At 73.0% G+C, this 22,969-nt stretch carries 21 protein-coding genes; 8 read left to right on the forward strand and 13 right to left on the reverse strand.

The features are described from left to right. The first annotated feature begins 7 nt into the window (after positions 1–7). Positions 8–841: a DNA-formamidopyrimidine glycosylase family protein gene (locus tag ACU436_RS27810; protein ID WP_459029911.1), complete on the forward strand. Its 834-nt coding sequence runs from the start codon at positions 8–10 to the stop codon at positions 839–841. Here the strand turns inward: ACU436_RS27810 and ACU436_RS27815 are convergent. Further along, a complete protein-coding gene (locus ACU436_RS27815) occupies positions 810–3,128 on the reverse strand; it encodes a transketolase-like TK C-terminal-containing protein (RefSeq protein WP_459029912.1) in 2,319 nt (772 codons plus the stop codon). The two genes, ACU436_RS27810 and ACU436_RS27815, sit on opposite strands and share 32 nt — an antisense overlap. Before the next feature lie 125 nt (positions 3,129–3,253). Here ACU436_RS27815 and ACU436_RS27820 point away from each other — a divergent pair, with 125 nt between their 5' ends. Further along, positions 3,254–3,736, forward strand: a complete 483-nt coding sequence (locus tag ACU436_RS27820) for an Lrp/AsnC family transcriptional regulator (protein ID WP_459029913.1) — start codon at positions 3,254–3,256, stop codon at positions 3,734–3,736. 12 nt (positions 3,737–3,748) lie between these two features. On the opposite strand, the gene ACU436_RS27825 is transcribed toward ACU436_RS27820, so the two are convergent. The 4 genes from ACU436_RS27825 to rimO all read right to left on the reverse strand — a co-directional run bounded on the left by ACU436_RS27825 (position 3,749) and on the right by rimO (position 7,452). Next, positions 3,749–4,555, reverse strand: coding sequence for a PspA/IM30 family protein (locus ACU436_RS27825; protein ID WP_459029914.1), 807 nt, complete (start codon positions 4,553–4,555; stop codon positions 3,749–3,751). Positions 4,556–4,798: 243 nt separating this feature from the next. Further along, entirely contained in the window at positions 4,799–5,227 is a 429-nt protein-coding gene (locus tag ACU436_RS27830) for a helix-turn-helix domain-containing protein (protein WP_459029915.1), read from the reverse strand. A 150-nt stretch (positions 5,228–5,377) separates the two neighbouring features. Next, positions 5,378–5,965, reverse strand: a complete 588-nt coding sequence (gene pgsA, locus ACU436_RS27835; RefSeq protein ID WP_459029916.1) for a CDP-diacylglycerol--glycerol-3-phosphate 3-phosphatidyltransferase — start codon at positions 5,963–5,965, stop codon at positions 5,378–5,380. Continuing rightward, positions 5,962–7,452: a 30S ribosomal protein S12 methylthiotransferase RimO gene (gene rimO / locus ACU436_RS27840; RefSeq protein WP_459029917.1), complete on the reverse strand. Its 1,491-nt coding sequence runs from the start codon at positions 7,450–7,452 to the stop codon at positions 5,962–5,964. The genes pgsA and rimO overlap by 4 nt, the downstream gene beginning before the upstream one ends. An 18-nt stretch (positions 7,453–7,470) precedes the next feature. Here rimO and ACU436_RS27845 point away from each other — a divergent pair, with 18 nt between their 5' ends. Then, a complete protein-coding gene (locus ACU436_RS27845) occupies positions 7,471–7,968 on the forward strand; it encodes an amino-acid N-acetyltransferase (protein WP_459029918.1) in 498 nt (165 codons plus the stop codon). Positions 7,969–8,076: 108 nt separating this feature from the next. Here ACU436_RS27845 and ACU436_RS27850 read toward each other — a convergent pair whose 3' ends face one another. From ACU436_RS27850 to ACU436_RS27860, 3 genes are all read right to left on the reverse strand, one after another. Beyond that, positions 8,077–10,071, reverse strand: a complete 1,995-nt coding sequence (locus ACU436_RS27850; protein ID WP_459029919.1) for a vWA domain-containing protein — start codon at positions 10,069–10,071, stop codon at positions 8,077–8,079. 292 nt (positions 10,072–10,363) lie between these two features. Next, a complete protein-coding gene (locus ACU436_RS27855) occupies positions 10,364–10,948 on the reverse strand; it encodes a TetR/AcrR family transcriptional regulator (protein WP_459029920.1) in 585 nt (194 codons plus the stop codon). A 40-nt stretch (positions 10,949–10,988) separates the two neighbouring features. Then, positions 10,989–11,540, reverse strand: coding sequence for a DUF6518 family protein (locus ACU436_RS27860; protein ID WP_459029921.1), 552 nt, complete (start codon positions 11,538–11,540; stop codon positions 10,989–10,991). 393 nt (positions 11,541–11,933) lie between these two features. Here ACU436_RS27860 and ACU436_RS27865 point away from each other — a divergent pair, with 393 nt between their 5' ends. Then, complete coding sequence (locus tag ACU436_RS27865; RefSeq protein WP_459029922.1) at positions 11,934–12,764, forward strand: helix-turn-helix domain-containing protein; 831 nt, start codon at positions 11,934–11,936, stop codon at positions 12,762–12,764. A 6-nt stretch (positions 12,765–12,770) separates the two neighbouring features. Here the strand turns inward: ACU436_RS27865 and ACU436_RS27870 are convergent, their stop codons facing one another. The 3 genes from ACU436_RS27870 to ACU436_RS27880 form a co-directional block, all read right to left on the reverse strand. Continuing rightward, the gene (locus ACU436_RS27870) at positions 12,771–13,274 is read right to left on the reverse strand and encodes a GNAT family N-acetyltransferase (protein ID WP_459029923.1); all 504 of its coding nucleotides are present in this window, start codon (positions 13,272–13,274) and stop codon (positions 12,771–12,773) included. Continuing rightward, complete coding sequence (locus ACU436_RS27875) at positions 13,271–15,775, reverse strand: DNA translocase FtsK (protein ID WP_459029924.1); 2,505 nt, start codon at positions 15,773–15,775, stop codon at positions 13,271–13,273. The genes ACU436_RS27870 and ACU436_RS27875 overlap by 4 nt, the downstream gene beginning before the upstream one ends. A gap of 72 nt (positions 15,776–15,847) precedes the next feature. Next, positions 15,848–16,288 (reverse strand): Lrp/AsnC family transcriptional regulator, encoded by a 441-nt coding sequence (locus tag ACU436_RS27880; RefSeq protein WP_459029925.1) that lies wholly within the window; start codon positions 16,286–16,288, stop codon positions 15,848–15,850. A gap of 82 nt (positions 16,289–16,370) precedes the next feature. Between ACU436_RS27880 and lat the strand changes: the two genes are divergently transcribed. Next, complete coding sequence (gene lat, locus ACU436_RS27885; RefSeq protein WP_459029926.1) at positions 16,371–17,681, forward strand: L-lysine 6-transaminase; 1,311 nt, start codon at positions 16,371–16,373, stop codon at positions 17,679–17,681. Then, positions 17,678–19,225 carry an aldehyde dehydrogenase family protein gene (locus tag ACU436_RS27890; RefSeq protein WP_459029927.1) on the forward strand — a complete coding sequence of 516 codons (1,548 nt, stop codon included), beginning with the start codon at positions 17,678–17,680 and terminating at the stop codon, positions 19,223–19,225. The genes lat and ACU436_RS27890 overlap by 4 nt, the downstream gene beginning before the upstream one ends. A gap of 145 nt (positions 19,226–19,370) precedes the next feature. Here ACU436_RS27890 and ACU436_RS27895 read toward each other — a convergent pair whose 3' ends face one another. After that, positions 19,371–20,873 (reverse strand): FAD-dependent monooxygenase, encoded by a 1,503-nt coding sequence (locus ACU436_RS27895; RefSeq protein ID WP_459029928.1) that lies wholly within the window; start codon positions 20,871–20,873, stop codon positions 19,371–19,373. A 51-nt stretch (positions 20,874–20,924) separates the two neighbouring features. On the opposite strand from ACU436_RS27895, the gene ACU436_RS27900 reads away from it, so the two are divergent. Further along, complete coding sequence (locus ACU436_RS27900; protein ID WP_459029929.1) at positions 20,925–21,554, forward strand: TetR/AcrR family transcriptional regulator; 630 nt, start codon at positions 20,925–20,927, stop codon at positions 21,552–21,554. Here ACU436_RS27900 and sigJ read toward each other — a convergent pair. Then, positions 21,551–22,396 (reverse strand): RNA polymerase sigma factor SigJ, encoded by an 846-nt coding sequence (gene sigJ / locus ACU436_RS27905; protein WP_459029930.1) that lies wholly within the window; start codon positions 22,394–22,396, stop codon positions 21,551–21,553. The two genes, ACU436_RS27900 and sigJ, sit on opposite strands and share 4 nt — an antisense overlap. A 116-nt stretch (positions 22,397–22,512) precedes the next feature. On the opposite strand from sigJ, the gene ACU436_RS27910 reads away from it, so the two are divergent. Next, positions 22,513–22,947: a nuclear transport factor 2 family protein gene (locus ACU436_RS27910; protein ID WP_459029931.1), complete on the forward strand. Its 435-nt coding sequence runs from the start codon at positions 22,513–22,515 to the stop codon at positions 22,945–22,947. Positions 22,948–22,969: the final 22 nt, after the last annotated feature.

Genomic DNA, 22,969 nt, shown 5'->3' on the forward strand with positions numbered 1-22,969 from the left:
CGCCCGCGTGCCCGAAGGCGACACCGTGCACCTCACCGCGAAGCGGCTGCGGGCCGCGCTGTCCGGGCACCCGCTGGTGCGGGGCGAGCTGCGCCACCCGCGCCTCGTCGAGCACGACCTCACCGGCCGCACGGTGCTCGACGTCGGGTCCGTGGGCAAGCACCTGTTCACCCGGTTCGACGACGGCCGCAGCCTGCACAGCCACCTGCGCCTGGACGGCTCCTGGCACCTCTACCGGCCCGGCATGCCGTGGCAGCGACCCGCCCACCAGGCCCGCGCCGTGCTGGAGACGACCGAGCGCACGGCCGTCGGGTTCAACCTGCACGACCTGGAACTGCTGCCCACCGCGGAGGAGGACCGGCTCGTCGGACACCTGGGCCCTGACCTGCTCGACCCCGCCTGGGGGGACGACCACGCCGCCGAGGCGCTGCGCCGGTTCACCGCCCGCGGGGAGTCCGAGCTGGGGCTGGTGCTGCTGGAGCAGCGGGTGATGGCGGGCGTCGGCAACCTCTACAAGACCGAGGTGTGCTTCCTGCTCGGCCTCTCCCCGTGGACGCTCGCGCGCGACGTCCCGGACGCCGCCGCCGCGATCGACCTCGCCCGCACCCTGCTGCTGCGCAACGCCGACCGCCCGCAGCAGTCCACCACCGGCGAGCTCGCCCGCGGCCGGCAGACCTGGGTGTACGACCGCGGTGGGCGGCGCTGCCGCCGCTGCGGCACCCGCGTCCGCACCGCGAAGCAGGGCGAGGGCGTCCACGCCCGGGTCACCTTCTGGTGCCCCACCTGCCAGCCCGGCCCGGCGCCCCGCGTCATGGAATCAAGTCGAGGGCGGCCCGGATGACGCTGTCGGCGTCGACCCCGTGGTGGCGGTGGACGTCGCCGAGGTCGCCGGACTGGCCGAACCGCGTCACCCCGAGATGCACGGCCCTGACCTGGTTGATCCCGGCGAGGAAGGCCAGCGTGTGCGGGTGCCCGTCGAGCACGGTCACCATCGGCGCGGCGCGGCGGGTGGGGAAGGCCGCGTCGAGGATCCACGGCTCGCCCTCGCCCCGTCCCGTCCTGGCCTGCGCGGCCTCGAACAGCAGTCCGGGGCTCGTCACGCACACCACGTCCGCCGGGATCCCGAGGACGTCCAGCCGGTCCGCCGCCGCGAGCGCCTCGGGGACGACGGCCCCCATCGCCACGAGGGTGACGGCGGGCCCCGCGGGCGCGCTGCGGAGCGGGTAGGCACCCGCCACCACCTGGCGCCGCCGGTGCTCGCGCGCGGCCGGGTCGGCGGGGACGGCGGCGAGCGTCTGGTCGACCGGCCGCGTCGACAGCCGCAGGTAGGCCGAGCTCCCGTCGGGACGCCCCAGCCGGGCCAGCGACGCCAGCAGCGTCCACTCGACGTCGATCGCGAACGCGGGCTCGTAGGAGATGCAGCCGGGCTGCTCCAGACCGATGGACGGCGTGGTGACCGACTGGTGGGCGCCACCCTCGGGGGCGAGCGACACCCCGGACGGCGTCCCGACGAGGATCGACTGACCGCCGGCGTAGATCCCGAACGACCACGGTTCGAGCGCCCGCTCGACGAACGGGTCGTAGAGCACCCCGATCGGCAGCAGCGGCTCCCCCCACCGGCTCCAGGTGGCGCCGAGCTCGCCGAGCAGCCCCACGAGGTTGGTCTCGGCGATTCCCAGCTCGAAGTGCTGGCCGGTGGGGCGCTCGCGCCAGTGCAGGATCGTCTCGGGGTCGTCGGCGAACCAGTCCACCCGCTCCCGTGCCGACCAGACGCCGACCTTGTTGACCCAGCCCGCCAGGTTGGTGGACGAGCTGACGTCCGGGCACAGCGTCACGACCCGCTGTGCCGCGCCGGGCGCCGAGCGGGTGAGGTCGAGCAGTGCCCGGCCGAGCGCGGCCTGGGTGGTGGCGGTGCTACCCGGCGTGCGGCCGAAGTCGGCGGGGACCTCCGGCCCGCGGGGTGGCGCCGACGGCTCGCGGCGCAGCCGCCGCGCGACCTCGCCGCAGAGCCGGGCCGCGCCGGACCCGTCCGGGAACGGTGCCCACGGCTCGCCGACCGACGTGCCGAGGTCCTCGGCGAGCTGCGCCAGCTGCGCATCCGTGAGCAGCGAGGAGTGGTTCTGCGGGTGGCCTTCCGTGGCGAGGCCGTAACCCTTCACCGTGTAGGCGAAGATCACCGTCGGGCGGGAGTCGTCGATCGCGGTGAGGGCCTGGTCGAGCGCCGCGAGGTCGTGGCCGCCGAGGTTGCGCACCGCCGCGTGCAGGGTGGCGTCGTCCAGCTCGGCGACCAGGCGGGCGAGCCCGGCGTCGCCGCCGGGCAGCCGCTCCCGCAACTGCTCGGGCGTGCAGCGCAGGAGCCGCTGGTACTCCGGGTTGGACATCTCGTCGATGCGCCCGCGCAGCGCCGCCCCGCCGGGCCGGGTGAACAGCTCCTCGAGCAGGTGCCCGTACTTGACGGTGAGGACCTGCCAGCCGGCCGCCCCGAACATGCCCTGCAGCCGGGGCACGCCGATGTTCGGGACGACCCGGTCGAGCGACTGCCGGTTGACGTCCACGATCCAGACGACCTCGCCGAGCTCGGCGACCATCGGGTCGATGATCGCCTCCCAGCACGCCCCCTCGTCCAGCTCCGCGTCGCCCACCAGCGAGTACTGCCGCCCGCTGCCCGTCCCGGCTCCCTTCGAGGCGAGGTAGCGGCGGGCCAGCGCACCCCAGATGGGTGCCGTCGCGCCGATCCCGACCGATCCGGTGGAGTAGTCGACCGGGTCCGGGTCCTTGGACCGCGAGGGGTAGGCCTGCAGCCCGCCGAACGCCCGGAGCGTCGTCAGGTAGCGCTCGTCCAGCTCGCCGAGCAGGTGGTTGATCGCGTGCAGCACCGGCGACGCGTGCGGCTTGACCGAGACCCGGTCCTGCGCCCGCAGGTGGGAGAACCACAGCGCCGTCATGATCGACACCATCGACGCGCTGGACGCCTGGTGGCCCCCGACCTTCAGGCCGCTCGGGTTCGGCCGCACCCGGTTGGCGTGGTGCACGGTCGCCGTGGCGAGCCACAACACGCGCTTCTCGATCTCGCGCAGCGACTCCAGCGAGGGCGCGGCCGCTCCGGGGCGCGGGGCGACGCTCGTCATGGTTCCTCCTCCTGTCAGACTGCCGTCAAATGGCAGCACCTGCGCATGGAGTGCACAACCACGGCTCGACCGATCGAGCAGAATGCTCAAGCCCGGTCGGGATGTGGGCGTAAGAAGGGGGCACTGTGCGCAATACCGAAGGCGTCGACGCCACCGACGCGCGACTGCTCCTCGCGCTCGCCGAGAGCCCGCGCGCCACCGTGCTCGCCCTCGCCGAACGCACCGGGCTGTCGCGCAACACCGTGCAGGCCCGCCTCGCCGGCCTCGAGTCCCGCGGGGTCGTCACGTCGTTCGAGCGACGCGTCGAGCCCGCGGCGCTGGGCTACCCGCTCACGGCGTTCGTCATGGTGCAGGTGACGCAGCGGCTGCTCGGCGAGGTCGCCGCGGCCCTGCGGGAGGTCCCGGAGGTCCTAGAGGTGCTCGGCCTCTCCGGCCCCACCGACCTGCTGGTCCGCGTCGCCGCCCGCGACGCCGACGACCTCTACCGCATCGCGGGTCAGCTGCTCGCCACGGACGGCGTCGAGCGCACCACCACCTCGCTCGTGATGCGCACGCTCGTGGAACACCGGGTGGCACCGCTGCTGGAGCGGGTCACCGGCGGTCGGTGAGCCGGCGGCCGCTCAGGCGGTGCCGGGCTGCTGCTGCTTGTTGACCTGGGTGGGGGCGGCCGCCGGATCACCCGCCGTGACCTCGCCGGCCACGGGCGTGCCGTGCAGGGAGGCGCGGATCTGCTCCAGGCGGCTCGCGCCGGCCATGTCGGCGGTGGACTGCTGGACCTCCAGCATGCGGCCCTGCACCGAGTTGGACGCCAGGTCGGCCTGCCCGAGGGCGTTGGCGTAACGGCGCTCGATCTTGTCGCGGACCTCTTCCAGCGACGGCGTGTTGCCCGGCGCGGCGAGCTCCGTCATCTGCCGGAGCGACGCGGCGGCCTGCTCCTGCATCTTGGCCTGCTCCAGCTGGCTGAGCAGCTTGGTGCGCTCGGCGATCTTCTGCTGCAGCATCATCGAGTTGCGCTCGACGGCCTGCTTGGCCTGCCCGGCGGCCTGGATCGACTGGTCGTGCAGCGTCTTGAGGTCCTCGACCGACTGCTCGGCGGTGACCAGCTGCGACGCGAACGCCTGCGCGGCCTGCTCACGCTGCTGCGCGGTGGTCTCGTCGCCGGCGGCGCGGGCCTGGTCGGCCAGCACGAGCGCCTGACGCGCCGACGCCTGCAGCTTCTCGATCTCACCGAGCTGGCGGTTGAGCTTCATCTCCAGCTGGCGCTGGTTGCCGATCACCGCGGCGGCCTGCTGGGACAGCGACTGGTGCTGCCGCTGAGCCTCCTCGATGGCCTGCTGGATCTGGACCTTCGGGTCGGCGTACTCGTCGACCTTGGACGAGAACAGCGCCATCAGGTACTTCCAGGCCTTCGTGAAACCGTTGGCCATCTGCTCCGCCCTCCGAGTGCGGCGCGCTCGCCGCTGCCTGTCCGTCCGTTCTGCCCCATCGTGGCACCGGATGCCTCCGGCTTCCACTGATCGGCGACGATATCGGGGATGATCCGGAGGCCACCGTCGGGGCGACCCGGACCTCAGGCTACCGGGCCGAAGCGGAATGCGTGGACGCCCGACTCCCAGCGCACACGAGAACCGGGCGCCCGCTGAGGCGGGCGCCCGGTGGGGTGGATCGAGTCAGGCGGCGCGGACGGATGCGAGCGCCACTGGTGCCGCGGGCGTCGGGGCCGCGGGCCGCGGCCCGACCGGCGCCACGGGCGCGACCGGAGACACCGGGGTGAACGGGCCCTCGTCGGCGGCGGTGGCCAGACGCAGGTCCATGTGGCGCAGCCCGACGGGGCGGCGCAGGCGGGCGGCCTCGGCCGCCACGGTCTCTGCGGCGATGGCCTCCGCGGCCTCGGCGAGCAGGTCGTGCAGCGCGATCTCGAGGGATTCGCAGATGGCGGCGAGCAGCTCGCTGGATGGCTCCTTGCGACCGCGCTCCACCTCCGACAGGTAGCCGAGGCTCACCCGCGCGCGCCGCGCCACGTCCCGCAACGTGCGTCTACGCGCCGTGCGCACGCGCCGCAGGCTGCCGCCGATCGCCTCTCGCATCAGCACCGCCATGCGACCCTCCTCGTCATCCGCCGGGCGCAGCCGCCCGCAAACCCGGTGAGATCACCGTACCGACTCCCGCGCCGCCGCGTCGCCGAGTTGACCGGCCCGTCGCGTCCGCCCACGGCGAACACGCGGCCCCGGAGGACGGACCGGCCCCCGTCAGCCGGTGGCCGTCGCCGCCGATCGCAGCCGCACCGCGCGCAGCACGTAGTCCACCCCGGTGCCGACGGTCAGCGCGAGCGCGAGGCCGAGCACGGCCCACCGCAGCACCCAGACCACCCCCACCTCGGGCAGCGGGAGCAGGAACAGCCCGATCGCGATGGCCTGGCACAGCGTCTTCAGCTTGCCGCCGCGGCTGGCCGGGATGATGCCGTGGCGCAACACCCAGAACCGCAGCACGGTGATGCCCAGCTCCCGCCCCATGATCACGATCGTGACCCACCACGGCACCTGGGCCAGGACGGACAGCCCGACGAGCGCCGCGCCGGTGAGCGCCTTGTCGGCGATCGGGTCGGCGATCGTGCCGAACGCCGTGACGAGGCCGCGGCTGCGGGCGAGCTCGCCGTCGAACCGGTCGGTGATCGCGGCGAGGGCGAAGACGCCGGTGGCGGCCAGGCGCCAGCCGACGTCCGTGCCGTCCTCGACGAACAGCACGACCAGGAAGACCGGCACCAGCAGCAGCCGGACACCCGTGAGGACGTTCGCGATGTTCAGCAGCGGCGGTGGGCTCGCCGGCGCAGAACTCATCCCGGCCCCCGGGCACCCGCCGCAACGAGCTCGCTGCGCGAAAGCCTCTCGCGGGGCGAGACGACCAGGTCGGCGCCCTCGTTGCCCACGACGACGGCCCGCACCAGCTCCCCCACCTCGAGGCCCGAACCTCGCTCGAGCACGCACTCACCGTCGACCTCGGGCGCCTGGTGGTCGGCGCGCCCGGTGCACTCGAAGTCGTCGTCCTCCTCGGCCTCGACGAGCACCGTGACCTCCGTGCCGACGCGGTCCTCTGCGCGCTGGGCCATCAGCTCCTCGACCAGCGAGTTGATCCGCTCGACGCGGCGGGCGACCTCCTCCGGCGGGAGCTTGCCCTCGTAGCCCGCGGCCTCCGTGCCGTCCTCGTCGGAGTAGCCGAACACGCCCACGGCGTCCAGGCGGGCACCGGTGAGGAACGCCTCCAGCTCGGCGAGGTCCTCCTCCGTCTCGCCGGGGAAGCCGACGATGAAGTTGCTGCGGATCCCGGCCTCGGGCGCCAGCGCGCGGATGCGCTCGCACAGCCCGAGGAAGTCCTCGCGGGAGCCGAACCGGCGCATGCGGCGCAGCACGGCGGGGCTCGCGTGCTGGAACGACAGGTCGAAGTACGGGGCGATGCCGGGGGTGGTGGCGATGACCTCGAGGAGGTCGGGCCGCAGCTCCGCCGGCTGCAGGTACGACACGCGCACGCGGTCGATCCCCGGCACGTGGGTGAGCCGGGGTAGCAGGCGCGCGAGCGCTCCCGCGCCACCGGGCAGGTCCTTGCCGTAGGACGTGGAGTTCTCGCTCACGAGGACGAGCTCGCGCACGCCGTGCATCCCCAACCACGCGGCCTCGGCGACGACGTCGTCGGGCGGCCGAGAGACGAACGCACCGCGGAACGACGGGATGGCGCAGAACGCGCAGCGCCGGTCGCAGCCGGAGGCGAGCTTGAGCGGGGCGACCGGGGCGTCCGACAGGCGGGTGCGCGCGAGGTCCGGGACCCAGGCGTGGCCGGGGACGGCGACGTCACCCGCCGCGGCGGGGCGCTCGACCGGGGAGATCGGCAGCAGCGTGCGCCGGTCGACCGGGACGTGCGGCGCCGGGGCGTGGCCGCCCATGACGTCGCCGAGCCGATCGGCCAGCTCGGGGTAGGCGTCGAAGCCCAGCACGGCGTCGGCCTCCGGGAGGCTCTCGGCCAGCTCGGCCCCGTAGCGCTCGGCGAGACAGCCGACGGCCACGACCTTCGCGCCCCGGGGCGCCGCGGCGTCGGACGCGGCGAGCAGCGTGTCGATGGAGTCCTTCTTGGCCTGCTCGACGAACCCGCACGTGTTCACGACGATCACGTCCGCGGAGCCGGAGTCGGCGTCCACCAGCTCCCACCCGCTGCCGGTGAGTCGCCCGGCGAGCTCCTCCGAGTCGACCTCGTTGCGAGCACAGCCGAGGGTGAGCAGGGCGGCACGCCGCGGAGCGTCGGGTTCGGGCACGGGCACCAGGGTATCCGGCGGCATTCTCTAATCTGACGGGTCGTGGCGACACCACTCGTGCGGCGGGCACGCACCGCCGACGTCCGGACCATCAAACAGCTCGTCGACGAGTACGCCGGACGCGTTCTGCTGGCCAAAGAGATGATCACGCTCTACGAGGCCGTGCCGGAGTTCCTGGTGGCGGAGCTCGACGGCGAGGTGGTCGGCTGCGGCGCCCTGCACGTGCTGTGGGAGGACCTCGGCGAGATCCGCACCGTCGCGGTGGACCCGCGCGCGGTCGGGCACGGCGTGGGCCACGCGCTCGTCGGCCGGCTGATCTCCGGCGCCCGCGAGCTGGGCCTGCAGCGCCTGTTCGTGCTCACGTTCGAGAAGCAGTTCTTCTCCCGCCACGGGTTCGAGGAGATCGACGGCACGCCCGTGGAGGCCGACGTGTTCGCCGCGATGCTGCGCTCCTACGACGCCGGTGTGGCGGAGTTCCTCGACCTCGCGCACGTCAAGCCCAACACGCTCGGCAACGTGCGGATGCTGCTGCAGCTCTAACGTCCCGAACCGGAAGCTCGGTGCATAAGTCGGCGGATCCAGGTTTCCGCTGAGTGCGCCGGCTAGGTATCGCGGGTCCTGGGCCCGACGCGATCTGCCGACCGCATGTCATCCACGTTCGGCTGTCGGACCACGCCGGCGCCACCGCAGCACGAGGGCGACCGCGAGTGCCAGTGCGAGCAGGCCCCCTCCGGCGAGGACGGCCCAGCCGGTGGGCGTGAGTGTGGTGCTGGTGGCCGCGGCCTCAGGTGCCGGGGCTGCTGCCGACGGCTGCCCGCTGGAGGGTGCACCGGGCGCCGGGACGGGCAACGGGGCGGTGGCCGCGTAGCGCGGGCCGGGTTCCGGTTCGCCCGCGACATTGACGTCGAGCTGGATCGGCACCGGCACGGCGGCATCCGGCTTCTCCGCGGTCGGGCCGATGTGCACCGCGATGTAGTAGGCGCCGGCGACGCTCTGGGGATGGAACTCGTACGTGTCGGCCTCGCGGTTGTTGTAGCGCACCCGCGCGGTGGTCTCCGCCCGTGCGTCCGTGGGCAGCACCTCCGCGTCGCCGTTGTAGACCAGGTTGTCGGCGACGATCTCCTGCCGTGAGGGGGTGTAGGCCGCGGTGGAGACGGGCGAGAGGTTGTCCAGGCGGTGCACCGGGGTGGCGCCGAGTCGGACGCGGTAGGCCAGCCCCTGACCCCAGTGCAGCTTCACCCGGTAGAAGACGAACTCTCCGCGTTGCACCGTGTCGGTGTAGCTCCCGGAGCCGGGAAGTTCGGCGGCCACGTTGAACGAGCCGCCACCCACGACGGGGACCGCCGGGCCCGGCGGCTGGGTGAACACCGGCTCCGGGAGGACGGCGACGGGCCCGGCGTCGGCGACCGGAGGTTCCACGGCAACGAGCAGCTCGACCGGCAGCCGCTCCGGCACGCCCTTGGACACGACGTCCCAGGTGAGGCCGAAGGTGTAGCGGCCACCACCCTTGCACCGGTCACCCGCCTCGTAGCCGGTTTCCTGCTCGGCGGCGCCCGTCCACGTCGTGGCCACGGTCAGCACCTCCCCCGAACTCGACATGCCCGCCTGCTGGCTCTCGAACTGGTTGCAGTCCTCACCCGCCTCGCCGTAGGTCTGCAGCACGAGCACGTTGAAGTCGTCGGTGATCCCGACGTCGGCCAACCGCGGGTAGGCGACGGTGGCGCTGACATAGGCGGTGGCGCCCTCCGGGACGTCCACGGCGTAGAAGCGCCGCTCGTGCTGACCGATCGTGTCCAGGTGCTGGCCCGGCGTGGTGAGCGGCGCCGCCCCGGCGGCGGGTGCGCCGGTCACCGGGGTGCCCGCAGGCTGGTAGTTGCGCATCGCCGAGCGGGTGACCCGCGGGAGCACCCGCTGCAGCGCCTCGGCGTCGGGGGCGTCGGTGTAGGTGCCGCCGGTGGCCTGCGCGATACAGCTGAGCTGAGCACGGGCCGCCTCGTCGACCCCGAACCCGACCGCGTGCACGACCAGGTCGACCCCCTGCCCGGCGAGCGTGCGCACCACCTCGCACGGCTCGGGCGGAGCGCAGGTGTCGACGCCGTCGGAGACGAGAACGATCGAGCGGGGCCCCTCCTGCGGCAGCTGGTCCGCCGCAACCTGCAGCGAGCGACCGATCGGCGTGTAGCCGCGGGGGACCAGCCCGTCGACATCGGCGCCGATACCGGCACGGTCCAGCGGCCCCGGCGGGTGCAACACCGTGACGTCCTGACACCCCTGCGCGCGCTCCGCGTCGGAATTGCCGGTACCGGTCCCATAGGCGACCAGCCCGACCGGCGCTCCATTCGGGGCGGTGTCCAGCAGCGCGTGCACAGCGTGCTTGGCCGCATCCATCTTCGTGCCCTCGTCAGGATCGGCGCCCGTCATCGAACCGGACGCATCCAGCACGAGCATCGTCGGCGCGAGCTCGACACCCCCCGGAGGGCCCTGCGCCGGTGGGCCCTGCGCAGACGCGACCCCCGGCGCGACGCACAGCACCAGCAGGCACGACACCAACGCAGCGGCGATCTGATGGAGCGCCGTGCGGCGGGGACGGGACGTGCGGCAGTTCAGGTGATTCACGCCCGCGACCACGGGATCTCCTGACATGGCGATGACTCCCGGCCGGGCGACGCAACCCCCTGTCGCTGGATGGCGGCGGCGAGCTGGGTGGGGTGGGTGAGCTGGAGGTGGTGTCCCGCACCGATGATCTCTGTGACGTGGGCCGCGACCCGGCCATGTCGCAGGTCCGCGGAACTGGATACCGGTGCCGGCATGTGGGCGGGGTCGCCGGTCAACAGCCTGGCCAGCGTTTCGGGACGGGCCCGGCGCAGGTACCGGCGAGGCAGTTGCAGACCGTGCCGCCCAGTGCCGTGCTGACGATTCGCTCCCGGCCGCTCACTCATGACGCCGGTTCGTCGAGCAGGGCGACCAGAGCGTCCGCGGTGTGGCGCAGCGGTTCCACGCTCCGCTGCGCCCGGGACACGATCATCGCGCCCTCGACCGCGCTGACCGCGGCCGTCGCCAACGCCCGTGCCGCCGGCTCCGGCCTGCCGTTCGCGGCGAGGAATGCGGCCATCGGCGCGATCCAGGATTCGAACGCGCCCGCGCAGGCCGCGCGCAACCGTTCGCTCTGTGCACCCATCTCCAGCGTGACCACCGAGACCGGGCAACCCAGCCGGAAATCGCTGCCGGTCAGGAGCTCGGCCAGCACGTCGACCACGCTCCGGACGACCTCACCGGGCGTGGCCGACGCCACCGCCGCATCCGCGACGAGGGCTCGGAACCGCTCCGCCGCCAGCTCGACGGCTTTCACCCCTAGCGCCTCCTTGCCCTCGGGGAAGTGGAAGTACAGCGACCCCTTGGGTGCCTGTGCCTGCTCGACCACCGTGTTCAGCCCGGTACCGGCATAACCGCGGGTCTGGATCAGCTCGAGCAACGACTCCACCAGTCGGGCACTCGTCTGCGCACCCTTCGCTGTGACCACACCGCAAAGATAGACCAGTCTATATATTCTGTCAACGGAGCTACGCCTCAGCCTTCCCGCGCAGACGATCGACGCGTCGGTGAGCCCGCCATGACGAAAGCTGCGGCAGCAGCATGCCCCAGCCCGCCCCGGCGAGGTACCAGTAACTCAGGTCCTCGAGTGCGGCGTCCCCCACCGCGAATATGATCATCATGCCGCCGACGACGAGGCCGATCACCCTCTTCCGCGGCATGTGCTCGAGGAGGAGGTCGGCGGTCAGCTGGACGGCCGCCCGCCGGATCTTTGGCTCACCAGGAACGGGGCCGCGCACCGCAGCACGCACCGCGAGCGCGCACTCCGCGTCGGTGGCCGACTGGCCGAGCAACTCGCGCGCCCGGTCGCGCGCGCGGCGTAACCGGTGCGTGCGGCGCAGAGCCGAGCCAACGCCGAACAGCACGCCCGACAAGACGCCGCATGCTCCCCAGACCAGAAACTCGCGGAGGGTGGGCACACCGAACACGGCCCTGAGTGCAGTGGCGCCAATCGCTCCGGTGAGCGCCCACTCGGTCAGGGTGTCCCCCTGGTACCGAAGGTTCGTCAGAACGAATTCCATCTCCGCTCCGTCCGCCATTGTCCTGGTGTCGGCGGTCCTGCTGTCCCTCGTGGCCCGCCGGTGTTGATCATTTCGACCGCAGGTCTGCATCCGACCCCTTCGCACGTTCAGGCCGGTACCGGTGTAACCGCGGGTCCGGATCAGCTCGAGCATCGACCCGGGGCAACCAACCGCACACTCACCTGCGCGCCCTGCCGTGACCATGACATAAGGTAGACCAGTCAACATATTCTGTCCAGAATGCGCGCCGGCAAGGACGTGGGGACCTCGCGGTCAGGAGGGCGTTGAGGTCGGTCGTCACAAACTGATCTTCAACACCTGCCATGCCCACGACCGGCCCGACGTTGGGACTTACTCGTCTAGGCGTCGGACCTGCGGCGTAGCCTCCGGGACGTGACTGCACCCGCCGTCGAGAGCACGTTCCGCATGTGCGGGCGCGCGCCGGCGGACTGGCTGCGCCCGTACGTCAGCGCGTACACCGGGTACCGGGTGGAGGCCATGGCGCCGTCGGTGCACCAGGGCGTGGCGTCGGCGCACCTCACGTTCCTGTTCTGCCTCGACGGCCGCGTCGAGATGCTCGACAACGCCGATCCCGCCAAGCCACCGGGCAGCTTCGCGGCCGCCGTCGGCGGGCTGCACGACAGCCCGGCCCGCATCGCCCAGGGCGACCCGCAGACCGGCCTGCAGCTGCGGCTCACCTGGCGCGGTGCCCGCGCCCTGCTCGGGGTGCCGGCCGGAGCGCTCGCCGGCGACACCGTCGACCTCGCCGACATGCTGCCCGGCCAGACGGCAACGCTGCTGGACCGGCTCGCGTCGGCCGGCGGTTGGGCGGAGCGCTTCGCGCTGCTCGACGCCGAGCTCACGGCGTTGTTGCGGCGCGGACGGGGCGAGCGCGGGGTGCTCCCGGAGGTCGGCTACGCCTGGGACCGGCTGGCCGAGACGGGCGGCAACCTGCGCATCGAGGAGCTGGCGCGCGAGGTCGGGTGGAGCCGGCGCCACCTGGCGGAGAAGTTCCGCACCGAGACCGGGCTGGCCCCCAAGGCCGCGGCCCGCGTGATCCGTTTCGAGGGTGCGTGCGACCGGCTGCTCACGCCGGACCGGCCGGCATTGGCGCACGTCGCGGCCGACGCCGGCTACGTCGACCAGGCCCACCTGTCCCGCGACTTCCGCGACCTGGCCGGCATCCCGGCTACCGCGTGGCTCGCGGAGCGCACGGGCTCCTGACCGCGGTCAGGCCGGGTCGAGCCGCCGCCGGAAGCACACACGGTGCTGCCCCGGGCCGTCGTGGTCGCCGTGCACGGCGAGCCCGCCGACCTCGCGGTCGCCGGGCTCGACCTCGAACCCCATCGCGCGGTGGAACGCGATCGACCCGGTGTTCGACGGCGACGTGATCGCCCGCACCGTCCGCCGGCCCGCCGCCGCGGCCTGGGCGAAGAACGTGGTGTACAGCTCGCGCCCCGTGCCGGTGCCGCGGAGCCGCGGGTCGACGCCGACGAAGTGGATGTAGGCCTCGTCCGGGACGTCCGCGGAGTGGAACCCCACGAGGAAGGCCCTGATCCCGGACGGGTCCTCGACCACCAGGCTGGTCCGCGCGAAGTGCTGCAGGAACAGCCGAGGCAGCAGGAGCGAGAGCTCCCGGGCCTCCTCGGGGGTGCGCGAGTCGCCCCACCAGCTCTGCACGCGCTCCACGATCGCGCCGTGGTCGCCGGTCCTCGCGGGCCGGGTGCCGCTCACGCCTCGTCCTCGTCGTCGGGCGCCGGCCCGCCGCCGCGGATGAGGAACAGCGCGCCCTCCAGCTCGTCCGGCTTGATCAGCACCTCGCGCGCCTTCGAGCCCTCGGACGGGCCGACGATGCCGCGCGACTCCAGCAGGTCCATGAGCCGGCCGGCCTTGGCGAACCCGACGCGCAGCTTCCGCTGCAGCATCGACGTCGACCCGAACTGCGACGTGACGATCAGCTCGGCGGCCTGGATCAGCACGTCGAGGTCGTCGCCGATGTCCGGGTCGATCTCCTTGGCCTCGCCGGCCTTCTGCACCGTGACGCCCTCGGTGTAGGTGGGCTCGGCCTGCTCCTTGGCGAACGAGACGACCGAGGAGATCTCGTCGTCGCCGACGAACGCGCCCTGCATGCGCACCGGCTTGCCCGCGCCCATCGGCAGGTAGAGCCCGTCGCCCATGCCGATCAGCTTCTCCGCGCCCGGCTGGTCGAGGATGACGCGCGAGTCGGTGAGCGACGAGGTGGCGAACGCCAGCCGCGACGGCACGTTCGTCTTGATCAGGCCGGTCACGACGTCGACGGACGGGCGCTGGGTGGCGAGGACCAGGTGGATGCCGGCGGCGCGGGCCTTCTGCGTGATCCGCACGACCGCGTCCTCGACGTCGCGCGGGGCGGTCATCATGAGGTCGGCCAGCTCGTCGACGATGCACAGGATGTACGGGTAGGGCCGGTACTCCCGCTCGCTCCCGAGCGGCGCGGTGATCTCGCCCGAGCGGACCTTCTTGTTGAAGTCGTCGACGTGGCGGACCTTGTTGGCCTGCATGTCCTGGTAGCGCTGTTCCATCTCCTCGACCAGCCAGGCCAGCGCGGACGCGGCCTTCTTCGGCTGGGTGATGATGGGCGTGATCAGGTGCGGGATGCCCTCGTACGGGGTGAGCTCGACCATCTTGGGGTCGATGAGGATCATCCGGACCTCGTCCGGGGTGGCCCGCGACAGCAGCGACACGAGCATCGAGTTCACGAAGCTCGACTTGCCGGAACCCGTGGAGCCCGCCACCAGCAGGTGCGGCATCTTCGCGAGGTTCGCGACGAGGAAGTGGCCCTCGATGTCCTTGCCCAGGCCGATGCCGAGGGGGTGCTGCTCGGAGCGGGCGGCGCCCGAGCGCAGCACGTCGCCGAGGCGCACCATCTCGCGGTCGGTGTTGGGCACCTCGATGCCGACGGCGGACTTGCCCGGGATCGGCGCGAGCAGCCGCACGTTGTCGGTGGCGACGGCGTAGGAGATGTTGCGCTGCAGCTGGGTGATCTTCTCGACCTTCACGGCCGGGCCCAGCTCGATCTCGTACCGGGTGACGGTCGGGCCCCGGGTGAAGCCGGTGACCTGCGCGTCGACGTTGAACTGCTCCAGCACGCCGCTGATCGACTCGATCATCGCGTCGTTGGCCCGGCTGCGCGTCTTCGGCACTGGTCCGGTGGGCAGCAGGTCGCTCGGCGGCAGCTTGTACGGAGCCGCCCCTTCCGAGGGCTCCACGGTCAGCCGCAGCTGCTCCCCCACCGCGCCCGCGGGCTCGGGCTCCGCGGGTGGCGTGGCCGCCACGGCGGCGGGCTTGCGCGCAGGCTGGGCCGGGGCCTCCCCTGCGGGCGGGTCGAGCGCTTCCGGCGTCTCGGCGGGGTCGTCGCGGTAGACGTCGGCCACCCGGGAGCCCTGCCGCCGCCGCGACGGGCGCCGCAGCGCGATCGACGGGATCTCGGTGTCCTTCTCGCCGGGCTCGTCCGCGGCGGGGGCGGGCTCCTCGACGGCCTGCCCGGTGAGCCGGCGGAACCGGTTCGGCACCTCCCGCACGGGCGTGCCGGTGAGGACCAGGAACGCGTACCCGGACAGCAGCACGAGCACCGGCACCGCCACCCACGACGTCAGCCCGGTGGCCAGCGGTGTGGCGGCGACGTAGCCGATCGCTCCGCCACCCTCCGCCCACCGGGCGGGCTCGTCGGGCCGGCCGGCCCCGATGTGCACGAGACCGAGGACGCCGAGCGCGAGCAGCAACGAGCCCACGGCGATCCGCGGCCGCGACTCCGGATGCGGCCGCGAGGCCATGAGCAGCACGCCGGCGACCACCACGATCACCGGGAGCACCACGGCGCCGAGCCCGACGACCGCGGCCACAGCACCGGAGAGCCAGTGGCCCACCGGGCCGCCCGCGCCCCACCAGATGCCGGCCGCCGCCACCACCCCGAGCACGAGCAGGGCCACGCCCAGCCCGTCGCGCCGGTGGGCGGGGTCGAGCTCACGGGTGCGGCCCACCGCGCGACCCAGCGACCGGCCGAACCGGGCGATCCCCCGGCCGACGCCGTCGATACCGCGGTCGATCAGATCGGGCTGCTTGCGCGCCGGCGCGCGGCGGGCGGTGCCGGACCGGCCGCGCGTGGTGGACCGGGATGCCGGCTTGCGCCGGGGGGACCGGCCCGACGACGCTGCCGCGGTGCTCCTGCCGCCGCCGGCGGTCGTCCGTCCTGCCATGCGCCCCACGGTATCGGGGAGTGACCCCCGGTCCGGTGACCGACACCCGACGAGGTCGGCGTCACGACCGGCTCACCGGTAGCGCGTCAGCACCACCCACGTCGTCGTCCGCACGGTCTCGCTCCACCCCTGGATGCCGTCCAGCACGGCGTCCAGCTCACCGGCGCTCGGGGCGCTCACCAGCACCATCAGGTCGTACGCCCCGGTCACCGACTCGATCTCGGTCACGCCGGGCATGGTGGAGAGCCTGCGCGCGTAACCGGCCACGTCCCCCGTGCGCGCGACGATGCCCACCCGGGCACGGTGGGCAGCCGGCTCGCCGGGCAGGGCGACCTCGGCCCGGTACCCGCGGATCACCCCGGCCCGCTCGAGGCGCTGCACCCGGGCGAGCACCGCGGTGCGCGAGAGCCCGACCACGCGCCCGAGCTCGGCCATCGACGCACGACCGTCGACCTCCAGGTGGGCGAGCACCCGGCGGTCGAGGTCGTCGAGCTGACGGTCCGTCGGCGGCACGGCCCACATCGTGGCATTCCGTCACCGATACCGACGTTCGACGCGCTGTGCACCGACGATCACCGAACGGACACTGGCGGGCATGACCGTCACACCGGACCGTGTCCACTCGGCGCAGGTTTTCGAGGTCCTCGGTCGGCACATGCTCGTCGACGGCTTCGACCTCGTGCTCGACACGGCGGCCAGCCGCGGATCGTGGCTGGTCGATGCCCGCGACGGCACCCGCTGGCTCGACATGTTCAGCTTCTTCGCCTCGGCCCCGGTGGGTGTGAACCACCCGGCGCTCGTCGACGACCCCGCGTTCCTCGCCGAGCTGAGCGAGGTGGCGGTCAACAAGCCCTCGAACTCCGACATCTGCACGAGGCAGATGGCCGAGTTCGTCGAGACGTTCGAGCACGTGCTCGGCGACCCCGCGCTGCCCCACCTGTTCCTCGTCGAGGGCGGGGCCCTGGCCGTCGAGAACGCGCTCAAGACCGCGTTCGACTGGAAGCGCCGCCACAACGCGCTGCACGGGCGGCCGGAGCACCTCGGGACGAAGGTGCTGCACCTGCGCCGCGCGTTCCACGGCCGCAGCGGCTACACGATGTCGCTCACCAACACCGACCCCCGCAAGACCGCGCTCTTCCCGACGTTCGACTGGCCGCGCATCGACGTGCCGGCGATCCGGTTCCCACTGGACGTCGCCGAGGTCGAAGCCGCGGAGGGCCGCGCCCTCGCACAGGCCGGGGAGGCGTTCGCCGCGCACCCGCACGACATCGCCTGCTTCATCGCCGAGCCGATCCAGGGCGAGGGCGGCGACAACCACATGCGGGCCGAGTTCCTGCAGGCGATGCAGGAGCTGTGCCGCGAGCACGACGCCCTGTTCGTGCTCGACGAGGTGCAGACCGGCGGCGGCATGACCGGTACCGCGTGGGCCTACCAGCAGCTGGGGCTGCAGCCCGACATCGTCGCGTTCGGCAAGAAGCTCCAGGTCTGCGGCATCATGGCCGGCGGCCGGGTCGACGAGGTGCCCGACAACGTGTTCCGGGTGCCCTCCCGCATCAACTCGACGTGGGGTGGCGGGCTGACCGACATGGTGCGCTCGCGGCGGTACCTCGAGGTGATCGAGTCCGACGGCCTGGTCGAGCGGGCCGCGGTGCTCGGCAAACACCTGCTGGACGGGCTCGCGGCGATCCCGGAGATCGACAACGTGCGCGGTCGTGGTCTGTTCGTCGCGGTCGACCTGCCCACGCCCGAGGCGAGGGATGCGACCCTGACCCGCCTGCACCGCGACGAGAAGGTCCTGATCCTCGGCGGCGGCGAGCGCTCCGTCCGGTTCCGGCCCGCCCTGACGGTCGCCGAGGACGAGCTCGACCTCGCCGTCGGCGCACTGGCCAGGGCGGTGCGGGCATGACCCGCCGGATCGGTTCGTTCGTCGGCGGGAAGTGGCGCGACGACGCCCCGGGCGGCCGGCTCACCTCGGTCGACCCCGCCCGCGAGGACGCCGTCGCCGAGGCGCTGCTCGCCGATGCGGGCCTGTTCGTCGAGGCCTGCCGCACGGCCCGGGACGCCCAGCGCTCCTGGACCGCCGTCCCGGCGCCGGTGCGCGGCCGGGTCGTCGACCAGATCGGCAGGCTCGTCGAGGCCAACAAGGAGGCCCTCGCTGCGCTCGTCACCCGCGAGATCGGCAAGCCGATCGCCGAGTCGCGCGGCGAGGTGCAGGAGGTCATCGACACCTGCGCCTTCTTCGCGGGCGAGGGCAGGCGCCTCTACGGGCAGACCGTGCCCAGCGAGATGCCGGACAAGCAGCTGTTCACGTTCCGCGTGCCGGTCGGCGTGGCCGCGATCGTCACGGCCGGGAACTTCCCGGTGGCCGTGCCGTCCTGGTACCTGGTGCCGGCGCTGCTGTGCGGCAACGCGGTGGTGTGGAAGCCCGCCGAGTACACGCCCGCGATCGCCGAGGCGTTCACCGAGCTGTTCGTGCGCGGCGGGCTGCCCGACGGCGTGCTCAACACCGTGCTCGCCGACGGCGCCACCACCTTCGACGGCCTGTCCGCCGCCCTGGACGCCGGGCTCGTCGACAAGATCGGCTTCACCGGCTCGTCCGCCGTGGGCGCGCGGGTCGGCGAGCTCGCGGGCCGCCACCTGCAGACCCCGTGCCTGGAGCTGGGCGGCAAGAATCCGCTCGTCGTGATGCCCGACGCCGGCCTCGACCTCGCCGTCGAGGGCGCGCTGTTCTCCGGGTTCGGCACGGCCGGGCAACGCTGCACGTCGCTGGGCACGGTGCTCGTCCACGCATCGGTCCACGACGAGTTCCTGCGCCGCTTCGACGCCGCCGTCCGGGCTGCCGCGATCGGCGACCCGACCCGCGCCGACGTCCTCTACGGGCCGATGATCTCCGCGCGGTTCCAGGCGACGTTCGAGCGGCACCTCGACCTGGTGCAGCCCCACCACGCCCTGCACGGCTCCACCGGCACCGGCCGGATCACACCCGCCAACCCGCGCGGCGACTTCAGCGGCGAGCCCGGGATCTACTCCCACCCCACGATCGTCGACGGCGTGGTCGCCGACGACGCGCTGTACGGCACCGAGACCTTCGGCCCGATCGTCGGCGTCGCGCGGTTCGAGACCTTCGACGAGGCGATCGCCCTGGCGAACGGTCACGGCTACGGCCTGTCCGCGTCGATCTACACCTCCACGCCCGGACCCGCCTTCCGGTTCCGGGAACGGGTGAGCGCGGGCATGGTGAGCGTCAACAACTCGACGTCGGGCGCCGAGGCCCACCTGCCGTTCGGCGGGAACGTCCGCTCCGGCAACGGGAGCCGGCAGTCCGGGATCTGGGTGCTCGACCAGTTCACCCGCTGGCAGTCCATGAACTGGGACTACGCCGGGAAGCTGCAGAAGGCGCAGATGGACACGGCGGAACTGCCGAGCGACCCCGGCTACCGCCTATCCTGACCCGCGTCCTTGCGCATCACACCAGCCGACTCCGCACACCGAACACCGACTTCGCACAAGGCCCGCCTTGCGCGAAGTCCATGCTGGATGTGCGAAGTGGCCGCGGAGCCGGGCAGCCCGGGCAGCGATTCGGCGAGACCTACAGCTAGCCCGGCCGGGCCACCGACGCGAGCGCGTCAGCCAGCCCGTCGACGCCGGAATCTTCCGATACCCACGCGATGTGGCCGTCGGGCCGGACGAGCATCGCCGTGAGCGGTGTCGGTTCCGCCGCCTTCGCCGTGACGACGTGCACGCGCCCGCCCCACCGGTCGGCGGTCTTGCGCACCGCCGGCGTGTCGGTGAGGTCGAGCAGGAGGGGGCGGCCGTCGTGGCAGTGCTCCCCCAGCCGGCTGCCGTCGGCGAGTTCCAGGTCCGGGGCGCCGGCGCCGACCAGCGGGTGGCTGGCGCGGCCGTAGCGGTGCAGGACGCCGGACAGCTGCTTCGCCAGGTAGGTGGCGCCGTCGGGGGTGGCCAGGAGGTCGCCGACGACGTTCTGCAGGGCGCGGGTGCCCGGCTCGGGACGCATCAGCGCGACCTGGGCGCGCGTCCAGTCCAGCACCCACTCCCCGATCGGGTGCCGCTCGCTGGTGTAGCTGTCGAGGAGGCCGTCGGGGGAGTGGCCCCGGATCGTGGCGGCGAGCTTCCAGCCGAGGTTCACGGCGTCGCCGATGCCCAGGTTGAGCCCCTGGCCACCGAACGGGGAGTGGACGTGCGCGGCGTCGCCCGCCAGCAGCAGGCGGCCGCGGCGGTAGGTGCTCGCCTGGCGGGCGTTGTCGGTGTAGCGGGTGGCGGACCGGACCTCCGTGATCGTCACGTCCACCCCGGACACCCGGCGGAGGCCGCCCTCGAGCTCGGCCGCGGTCACGGGCTCGTCGCGGTCGGCCGGCGGCCCGTCGAACTCGACGGTGAGGATCCGGCCCGGGACGGGACCGTGCGCGTAGACGCCCGTGTCGGTGCGGTTCCAGCCCGGCTGCAGGCCCTCGGCCCCGGTCATCTCGACGACGGCCTGCCGTCCCGTGATCTCCGGATCGGTGCCCGGGAAGTCGAACCCGCCGAGCCTGCGCACGACGCTGCGGCCGCCGTCGCACCCGACCAGCCAGCCCGCGCGGACGGTCCCGGCACCCGTCCGGACGACGACGCCGTCTTCGGTGACGTCGAACCCGGTGACGTCGACGCCCCGGCGGAACACGACCCCGGCGGCGAGTGCCCGCTCGGCGAGCACGGCCTCGATCGCCTGCTGCCGGACCAGCAGCACCTCGTGGGCCGGGCCCGCGTCGCGGAAGGCCGGATCGGTGAAGTCGACGCCGCCGATCCCGACCATGATCCCCGCGAAGTGGCCGAGCACGGGCGGCGGCTTCGGCCGCTCCCCCGCCCCGGCGAACGCCGCCACCTGCTCGAAGGCCTGTCGCTGCTCGTCGAGGAGCGGCGGGAGCAGGCCACGCCGGTAGAACGCCTCCGCGGTCGGCAGGTTGACCGACCCGGCCTTCATCGTCGGGTCGATCTCGGTGCGCCGTTCGAGCACGAGCACGTCCACCCCGGCCAGCCGCAGCTCGCACGCCAGCATCAGGCCGACCGGGCCACCGCCCGCGATCACCACCTCGTGGTCCATGATCCGCCAATCTTGTACCGAGTCAAAGTTTATGTTCGGTACAGTACACCCATGCCGGAACCGGGACTGCGCGAGCGGAAGAAGCAGGCGACCCGCCGCCACATCGCCGACGTGGCCACCACCCTGTTCGCGGCGCGCGGCTTCGACAACGTCACGGTGGCGGAGGTCGCGGAGGCGGCGAGCGTCTCGAAGATGACGGTCTTCAATTACTTCCCCCGCAAGGAGGACCTCTTCCTCGACCGGCACGCCGACCGGATCGCGGCCCTGGAGCAGGTGGTCAGGGAGCGGCCGGAGGGCCTCTCCGTCGTGGAGGCGATGCGCCGCCACCACCACGAGCTACTGGCCTCCCACCATCCCCTGTCCGGGGCGATCGAGGGGGTCGTCGGGTTCTGGCAGGTGCTGCGGTCCAGCCCGGCGCTCGTGCAACGGATGCACGAGCAGGGCCGAGAGATCGAGGACGCGCTCGCCGCGGTGCTCGCCGAGGAGGACGCCGACGGGACGCGCGCGCGGCTCGTGGCGAGCCTTCTCGCGGCCGTGATCGGCTCGGTCTTCGGGATCGCCGTCCAGCGCATCCTCGACGGCGACGACGTCGAGGAGGTGCGCCGCAACCAGGTCGGCGTGCTGGATCGGGCCTTCGACCAGCTCGAACACGGCGTAGGCGACTACGGGACGCGCTTCTAGTCGTACCTCCACGGCCGCAGCTTCTCCGGGTTGCGGACCGCCCAGATGCGGGTGATCCGCCCGGCCGCCACGGCGAAGGCGTACACGGTCTCGGTGACCCCGTTCCGCTGGGCGACCAGGCCCGGCTGGCCGTTGACGGTGCGCTCCAGGAGGGTCAGGCCGGGCAACCGGCGGGCGATCTCGATGCAGCCGTGCGCGATCAGCTCGCCGCCCTCGGCCGGGCGGAGCGCGGCGCTGGCGAGGCCACCGCCGTCGGCCACCGCGACGGCGTCGGGGTCGAGCAGGCCGACGAGGGCGCGGATGTCCCTGGCCTCCCACGCCTGCTTGAACTCCCGGACGAGGCCGGCCTGCTCGGCCGCCGGGCCGGCGGGGGCCGGTGTCTCCCTGATGCGGCGCCGGGCCGAGGACGCCAGCTGACGGCACGCCGCAGGCGACCGGCCCACGATCTGAGCCACGTCCGCGAACGGGTAGCGGAACACGTCGTGCAGGACGAACGCGACGCGTTCGGCCGGCGTCATCGACTCCAGCACCACGAGGAACGCCATGCTCACCGACTCGTCGAGCGTGACCCGGTCCGCCGGGTCGTCCCCTCCGTCGGGCAGCGGCTCCGGGATCCACTCACCCACGTAGCGCTCCCGCCGTGCCCGCGCCGAGCGCAGCAGGTCGAGGCAGACGCGGCCCGCCACGGTCGTCAACCAGGCACCCGGGGACTCGATCGCCTCCCGCTGCGGACCGGACATCGCGTACCAGCGGGCGTACGTCTCCTGCACGACGTCCTCGGCCTCCGACAGCGAGCCCAGGAGGCGGTACGCGAGGTTGATCAGCTGCCGCCGCTCGCTCATGACTGCGCCCAAACCGAGCTCCTCTCGTGTCCCCATACTGGTGGGACGACACAGGGCGGCGGAACGTGAGGCGGTGGCGGCCTGACGTTCCGGCGGGCCGGCTCGTCGTACTGCGCATGACCGACTTCCAGATCATCGCCGACCGCGTCGAGATCGATGCGCTGCGCGGCGAGTTCACCGACGCCGCCATGATGCGTGACCGTGCCCGCCTCGCATCGCTGTTCACCGAGGACGGCGCGCTGCGGATGCCCAACATCCCCGCCGAGCTGGTCGGCCGCGAGGAGATCCGCGCCGGGGGCGAGCGGCTGCAGGCCCTGCACGAGTTCTTCGTGCAGACGACGCACCCGGGCGCGATCCAGCTCGACGGCGACACCGCGACCGGCCGCGCCTACATCCAGGAGATCGGGCGCGCCGTGGACGGCCGGCAGGGGCTGAACTTCGCCATCTACCACGACCGCTACCGCCGCACCGCCGACGGCTGGAAGTTCACCGAGCGCGTCTACGAGGTCCGGTACGAGGACACCACGCCCCTGGCGGGCTCGGCGCCCTGAGAATGTGTTCGAGAAGCGCGCA

It is taken from the genome of Pseudonocardia wallangbongensis, assembly GCF_054486945.1.